Source organism: Pseudomonas sp. R62, assembly GCF_000257605.1.
GTDB classification, from domain to species: domain Bacteria; phylum Pseudomonadota; class Gammaproteobacteria; order Pseudomonadales; family Pseudomonadaceae; genus Aquipseudomonas; species Aquipseudomonas atacamensis.
The window spans coordinates 1,710,869-1,716,963 of sequence record NZ_JH635998.1; the positions used below are offsets into that span (position 1 = coordinate 1,710,869).

At 62.1% G+C, this 6,095-nt stretch carries 6 protein-coding genes and 1 pseudogene; 3 read left to right on the forward strand and 4 right to left on the reverse strand.

Features of this window, described 5'->3' with window-relative positions:
* On the forward strand, positions 1-139 hold a 139-nt coding region (locus OQK_RS31125), incomplete at its 5' end, for a hypothetical protein (protein WP_038860787.1).
* A gap of 345 nt (positions 140-484) precedes the next feature.
* On the opposite strand, the gene OQK_RS08860 is transcribed toward OQK_RS31125, so the two are convergent.
* The 3 genes from OQK_RS08860 to rpmE all read right to left on the reverse strand — a co-directional run bounded on the left by OQK_RS08860 (position 485) and on the right by rpmE (position 2,983).
* Positions 485-1,753 (reverse strand): malic enzyme-like NAD(P)-binding protein, encoded by a 1,269-nt coding sequence (locus OQK_RS08860; protein WP_016772053.1) that lies wholly within the window; start codon positions 1,751-1,753, stop codon positions 485-487.
* A gap of 184 nt (positions 1,754-1,937) precedes the next feature.
* Positions 1,938-2,720: a thermonuclease family protein gene (locus OQK_RS08865; RefSeq protein WP_038861153.1), complete on the reverse strand. Its 783-nt coding sequence runs from the start codon at positions 2,718-2,720 to the stop codon at positions 1,938-1,940.
* A gap of 41 nt (positions 2,721-2,761) precedes the next feature.
* Positions 2,762-2,983 (reverse strand): 50S ribosomal protein L31, encoded by a 222-nt coding sequence (gene rpmE, locus OQK_RS08870; RefSeq protein WP_016772055.1) that lies wholly within the window; start codon positions 2,981-2,983, stop codon positions 2,762-2,764.
* A gap of 288 nt (positions 2,984-3,271) precedes the next feature.
* On the opposite strand from rpmE, the gene OQK_RS08875 reads away from it, so the two are divergent.
* On the forward strand, positions 3,272-5,491 hold the full coding sequence (locus OQK_RS08875) for a primosomal protein N' (RefSeq protein ID WP_016772056.1): 2,220 nt from the start codon (positions 3,272-3,274) through the stop codon (positions 5,489-5,491).
* 118 nt (positions 5,492-5,609) lie between these two features.
* On the opposite strand, the gene OQK_RS31850 is transcribed toward OQK_RS08875, so the two are convergent.
* Positions 5,610-5,732: a hypothetical protein gene (locus OQK_RS31850; protein ID WP_016772057.1), complete on the reverse strand. Its 123-nt coding sequence runs from the start codon at positions 5,730-5,732 to the stop codon at positions 5,610-5,612.
* Here OQK_RS31850 and OQK_RS08880 point away from each other — a divergent pair.
* Positions 5,731-6,095: pseudogene (locus OQK_RS08880) on the forward strand (arginine--tRNA ligase); the annotation flags it as partial. The gene OQK_RS31850 and the pseudogene OQK_RS08880 sit on opposite strands and share 2 nt — an antisense overlap.

Consider the following 6,095-nt stretch of genomic DNA (forward strand, 5'->3'; position numbering starts at 1 on the left):
GACACCGAGCACACCGGGGGCGTACTTCGAACTGTTCAAGGCCGAAGACACACCGCCATCGGTGAACGAACTGGGCAACGGCGTTGTGCCTGGCAGCCCGCTGCCGGCGGATGAACAGGCGCCGATCGATTTGTTCTGATCCGGCAGCCATTGAAAAGCCCCGCCTTCGTGAGAAGTGCGGGGCTTTTTATTGCCCGAAGATCAAGAGCCCCTCACCCTAACCCTCTCCCGGAGGGAGAGGGGACTGATCGGGGGATGCTTGGGGAGCTACATCGACCTGAAAGTGTTGTGCCGAATCCATAATCGACACCACTCTCTCAGGTCGATGAAGGGCGTCGAACACCTCGGTCAATCCCCTCTCCCTCTGGGAGAGGGCTAGGGTGAGGGTCCTTGTCGATATGAAATGCGATCCTGAGAACTCCCGAAAACAAAAAAAACCCCGACTCTCGCGAGCCGGGGCTTTTGTTTGAAGCGCTACAACGACTTAGCCGTTGAACACGTCATCCACGCTTTTCAGCGGGTAGTTCTTCGGATACGGCAGGGTGGCCACGCCGGTCTCGATCGCAGCCTTGGCCACGGCGTCGGAGATCAGGGTGATCAGGCGCTTGTCCATTGGTTTCGGAATGATGTACTCACGGCCGAATTCCAGCGGAGCACCGCCGTAGGCATCGCACACGTCCTGTGGAACAGGCAGTTTGGCCAGTTCGCGCAGGGCGTTGGCGGCGGCGACTTTCATTTCTTCGTTGATGCGCTTGGCGCGAACGTCCAGGGCACCACGGAAGATGAACGGGAAGCCCAGCACGTTGTTGACCTGGTTCGGGTAGTCCGAACGGCCGGTGGCCATGATCACGTCGCTACGGGTGGCGTGCGCCAGTTCCGGGGAGATTTCCGGATCTGGGTTGGAGCAGGCGAAGACGATCGGGTTGGCCGCCATCGACAGCAGGCCTTCGGCGCTCAGCAGGTTCGGACCGGACAGACCGACGAATACGTCAGCGCCTGCCAGTGCGTCTGCCAGGGTGCGCTTCTCGGTAGCGTGGGCGAACACGGCTTTGTACTGGTTCAGGTCGTCACGGCCGGAGTGGATCACGCCGGTACGGTCAACCATGAAGATGTTTTCGATGCGAGCGCCCATGCTCACCAGCAGTTTCATGCAGGAGATGGCGGCAGCACCGGCGCCGAGGCAGACAATCTTCGCTTCCGGCAGGGTTTTGCCAGCGATTTCCAGGGCGTTGATCATGCCCGCAGCGGTCACGATCGCGGTGCCGTGCTGGTCATCGTGGAACACCGGAATATCGCACTGCTCGATCAGAGCGCGTTCGATCTCAAAGCACTCTGGCGCCTTGATGTCTTCCAGGTTGATGCCACCGAAGGTGATGGAGATGCGCTTGACGGTGTCGATGAAGGCTTGCGGGCTTTCCGAGTCGACTTCGATGTCGAATACGTCGATGCCGGCGAAACGCTTGAACAGTACGCCCTTGCCTTCCATTACAGGCTTGGAAGCCAGTGGGCCGAGGTTGCCCAGGCCGAGAATCGCGGTGCCGTCGGAAATGACTGCCACCAGGTTGCCCTTGCCGGTGTATTTGTAGGCCAGTTCAGGATCGCGAGCGATCTCGCGTACTGGTTCAGCTACGCCGGGGCTGTAGGCCAGCGACAGGTCGCGGGCGGTAGCAGTGGCCTTGGTGAGCTCGACACTCAGCTTCCCCGGACGAGGATTGGCGTGGTATTCGAGAGCGGCAGTTTTCAGATCAGACATTTTGGCATTCCGCTTTTTTACTGTTGGACAGACTGGTCAGCGAGGATACGCGCCTCGCAAAGTCCCCACAAGACTGGGCAGTCACCGCTGTCAAGCGCCCTGCCCTACGACTTTGGGCCAAGAGCCACGGCGCACAAGGGCTGGACTGTTCACAATCAACCGTAAAAATGTCTACAATTTTTCTTCAGCGCGATACCTGCAGCATCGAAGGATCGGTCAACGGCAGCAACCAGCGCGCCTGACCTTTTTGCAGACCACCGCGCCGGGATCGGTCAACCACCCAGCCACGGGCCTCGATCTGCCTGCCTTTCAATGCTCGCATGCCATCACTGTCAAATTGTCCGAGCAGATTGGGTGCAACCCGCAATACAAGCGTGTCCTGCAATTCGATCCAGATTCCGCCGCGATTGCGCTGCACCTTGCTCACCCGACCGCTGACTACGGCAAAGCCCGAACGCTGGATCTGCTGCGCTTTCTGGACCGGCGATTGCCGCCAGAGACCAAGCCCGGCCTGTCGCGCGCTGCGTTCGGCGGCCTGCTGGCAGGCGACCAGATCGATGTTCGGCGCGACCGCAACGTGAAAACCAAGACCATCAGCAAGCATCTGCGCTTCGAGATTGGCACCGCTGACACTGTAAACATGCGCCAGCGTACGCCCGTAATGGTCTTTTGCCTGCTTGCCGGGCCGCAGACCGACCCGGCCGCCGCTCTCATCCACCAGCGCTTGCAAGCGTTTGCGCGCCGCCGCGGCGAAGGGTTCGTCGCTGCGGCCCTGCTTGCCCAGCTCCGGCGTATTGAGGCCGATCATGCGCACATTGCGCCCGTCGCTCAGGCGCAGGGTGTCGCCATCGACCACCCGCTGCACACTGACGCTGGTCAGCCCTGCGGGTGCCGGGCAGAACGCCTGGGCGGCGGACAGCCAAATCGCAGACACAAAAAAGGCGCCCGCAAGGGACGCCTTTTTCATCAGTCTGGAGAAGTCGAAGCGACCTTCCAAAATGATCAGCCTCAGGCTTTTTTGCCGACGCCGAAAGTAGCGAAACGGTCTGCGAACTTCTGCACACGGCCGCCGGTGTCCAGAGTCTTCTGCTTACCGGTGTAGAACGGGTGGCATTCGTTGCAAACGTCGATCGCCAAGGCTTTGCCGTAGGTCGAACGAGTTTCGAACTTGTTACCGCAGCTGCAGGTAACAGCGATTTCCGGATAGTTCGGATGGATTTCGGCTTTCATGGTGTCTTCCTCAGGCTAGCGTGCCGCCACCCAACACTATTGTTGAATACCGCACGTAATTAGGCCGCGGATTCTACCAGACCTTTTCAATCGCGCAAGCTGTCACCGAGACCGACCGTCTGCTAGGCTCCCGGCCTTGAACGCATTCCCCTGTGGGAGCGAGCTTGCTCGCGAATGCGTTGTGTCAGTCAATGTCCAAGCGTCTGATACACCGCCTTCGCGAGCAAGCTCGCTCCCACAATTGATCTGCGTTCAACCCTTCTTTCGCGTTTATAGAGATCCCCCCGCGTGCCCGACGCCATTCTGCGCCTTGCCCTGCCTTCGCCTCTGCGCCGCCTGTTCGATTACCGGGCGCCGGCCGGGGTGCGGCGCGAGCAATTGCAGCCGGGCATGCGCCTGCGGGTGCCGTTCGGCCGGCGCGAGATGATCGGGATTCTGGTCGAGGTCACCGACACCAGCGAGGTGCCGGCAGAAAAACTCAAACCGGCACTGGCCCTCCTCGACTCGACTTCACCGCTGCCGCCGGCGCTGTTCAAGCTGTGCCTGTGGACGGCGCAGTATTATCAGCACAGCCTCGGCGACACCTTGAACTGGGCCTTGCCGGTGCTGCTGCGTCAGGGCGAGCTGGCCGAGGCCCGGCAGGAACGCTTCTGGTCGATTGCCCCCGGCGCCAGCGTTGACGACCCGCGAGTCGCCCGTGCGCCACGCCAGCGCGAGGCGCTGACCACGCTGGCCCAGCATCCTCACGGCGTCGCCCATCAGTTGTTGAGCAAACTGATGCTGAGCAAGGACAGCCTCGATCTGCTGCTGGCCAAGGGACTGGTGCAGGTCGAAATCCGCCGCCACGCCCCCGGCGTTCGCCATGAACATTGGCTGGCGCAACCGGAGCTGCCGCTCAACAGCGAACAGCGCGCGGCGTATGAAGCGATTCGCGCCGGCTTCGACAGTTACCACGCTTTTCTCCTGGCCGGCGTCACCGGCAGCGGCAAGACCGAAGTCTATCTGCAGCTGATACGCGAGACCCTCGAAGCCGGCAAACAGGCACTGGTGCTGATCCCGGAAATCAACCTCGGCCCGCAGACCCTGGCGCGTTTCGAACAGCGCTTCAATGCGCGCATCGCCCTGCTGCACTCGGCGGTAAATGATCGCGAACGCCTGGAAGCCTGGCTCGCCGCCCGTGATGGCGAGGCCGACATTATTATCGGCACCCGTTCGGCCCTGTTCACGCCGATGAAAAATCCCGGGCTGATCATCATCGATGAAGAGCACGACGGTTCCTATAAACAGCAGGAAGGTCTGCGCTACCACGCTCGCGATCTGGCGCTGGTGCGCGCGCGGCAGGAAAACATCCCGATCGTGCTCGGCTCCGCCACGCCGTCGCTGGAAAGTCTGCACAACGCTTACACGGGGCGCTACGGCCTGTTACGCCTGAACGAACGCGCTGGCGGCGCCAAGCAACCGCGCTTCCTGCGTCTGGACGTCAAAAGCCGTCCGCTCGACAGCGGTATTTCCGGGCCGATGCAGCAAGCCATCGGCCAGACCCTCGCCAACGGTCAGCAAGTGCTGGTGTTCCTCAACCGTCGCGGCTTTGCCCCGACCCTGCTCTGCCACGATTGCGGCTGGATGTCCGAGTGCTCGCGCTGCGATGCGCGCATGACCGTGCATCAACGTTACGGCGAGTTGCGCTGTCACCACTGCGGCAACGTCGAGCGCACGCCACGCCAGTGTCCGAAGTGCAGCAAGGTCGATCTGCGCCCGGTCGGCGCCGGTACCGAACGCGCCGAAGAGCGTCTGGCGATTCTGTTCCCGGATTACCCGGTACTGCGCGTCGATCGCGACAGTACATCGCGCAAGGACGCGATGAATCAGCTGTTTGCGACGATTCAAAAGGGTCAGCCGTGCATTCTGGTCGGCACGCAGATGTTGGCCAAAGGGCACCACTTCCCACGGGTGACGCTGGTGTCGATTCTGGATGCCGACGGCGGCCTGTTCTCCGGCGACTTCCGCGCCAGCGAGCGCATGGCGCAACTGATCGTCCAAGTCGCCGGGCGCGCCGGGCGGGCTGAAGAGCCGGGCAAGGTGATCATCCAGACGCACCTCGCCGACCATCCTTTGTTGGTGCAACTGACCGAGCAGGGTTATTTCGCCTTCGCCGAACAAGCCCTGAGCGAACGCCGCGCCGCCGGATTGCCGCCGTTTGCCCATCTGGCACTGTTGCGTGCCGAAGCGCACAAGCCGGGGCAGGCGGAAGGCTTTCTCGATGAAGCGTGCAGCGCGGCCGAACGCCTGCTGGCCGAATTGAATCTGAGCGGCATCGAGCTGCTCGGGCCGGTGCCGGCACCGATGGAACGCCGAGCCGGGCGTTATCGCGCCCAGCTGTTGTTGCAGGCGACTGCGCGGGCACCGTTGCACCGCTTGCTGGCCAGCTGGATGCTGGTGCTGGAGCAGATGCCGAGTGGGCGGGCAGTGCGCTGGTCGCTGGATGTTGATCCGGTGGATCTGTATTGAGCTGAAGATCGCTTTCGCGAGCAGGCTCGCTCCCACAGTGGATCAGCGCCGTACATACCTTGTGGGTCCTGCGCAAAACCTTGTGGGAGCGAGCCTGCTCGCGAAAGCGGACTTTTTGTCACCACATATCCACATCCTGCCTGCTAAGGTTGGCAAGCCCGTCTTCGCAACGGATAATGCCCAGTTTTTCCACCCGCGCATCGATGCGCCCGCCGCGCTTGCGGTCGAAAGAGAAGACCATGAAAGACACCATTCGCCAGCTGATCCAGCAAGCCCTCACCCAACTCGTCAACGAAGGTGTGTTGCCTGAAGGCCTGACGCCGGCGATCCAGGTGGAGAACGCCCGCGACAAGACCCACGGCGACTTCGCCAGCAACATCGCCATGATGCTGGCCAAGCCTGCCGGCATGAAGCCACGCGATCTGGCGGAGAAAATCATCGCCGCCCTGCCCGCTGACGAGAACGTCACCAAGGCCGAAATCGCCGGCCCGGGTTTCATCAATTTCTTCCAGAACACCCAGGCCCTGGCCTCGCGACTCGACGCCGCGCTGGCCGACGCCCGTGTCGGCGTGCGCAAGGCCGGCCCGGCGCAGCGCACCGTGGT

Excerpts from the sequence above, each read along its gene's own strand:
- OQK_RS31850 (WP_016772057.1), bottom strand. The coding sequence starts at position 5,732 with ATGGTCTTCTCTTTCGACCGCAAGCGCGGCGGGCGCATCGATGCGCGG.
- OQK_RS08860 (WP_016772053.1), bottom strand. The coding sequence starts at position 1,753 with ATGTCTGATCTGAAAACTGCCGCTCTCGAATACCACGCCAATCCTCGT.
- OQK_RS08865 (WP_038861153.1), bottom strand. The coding sequence starts at position 2,720 with ATGAAAAAGGCGTCCCTTGCGGGCGCCTTTTTTGTGTCTGCGATTTGG.
- rpmE (WP_016772055.1), bottom strand. The coding sequence starts at position 2,983 with ATGAAAGCCGAAATCCATCCGAACTATCCGGAAATCGCTGTTACCTGC.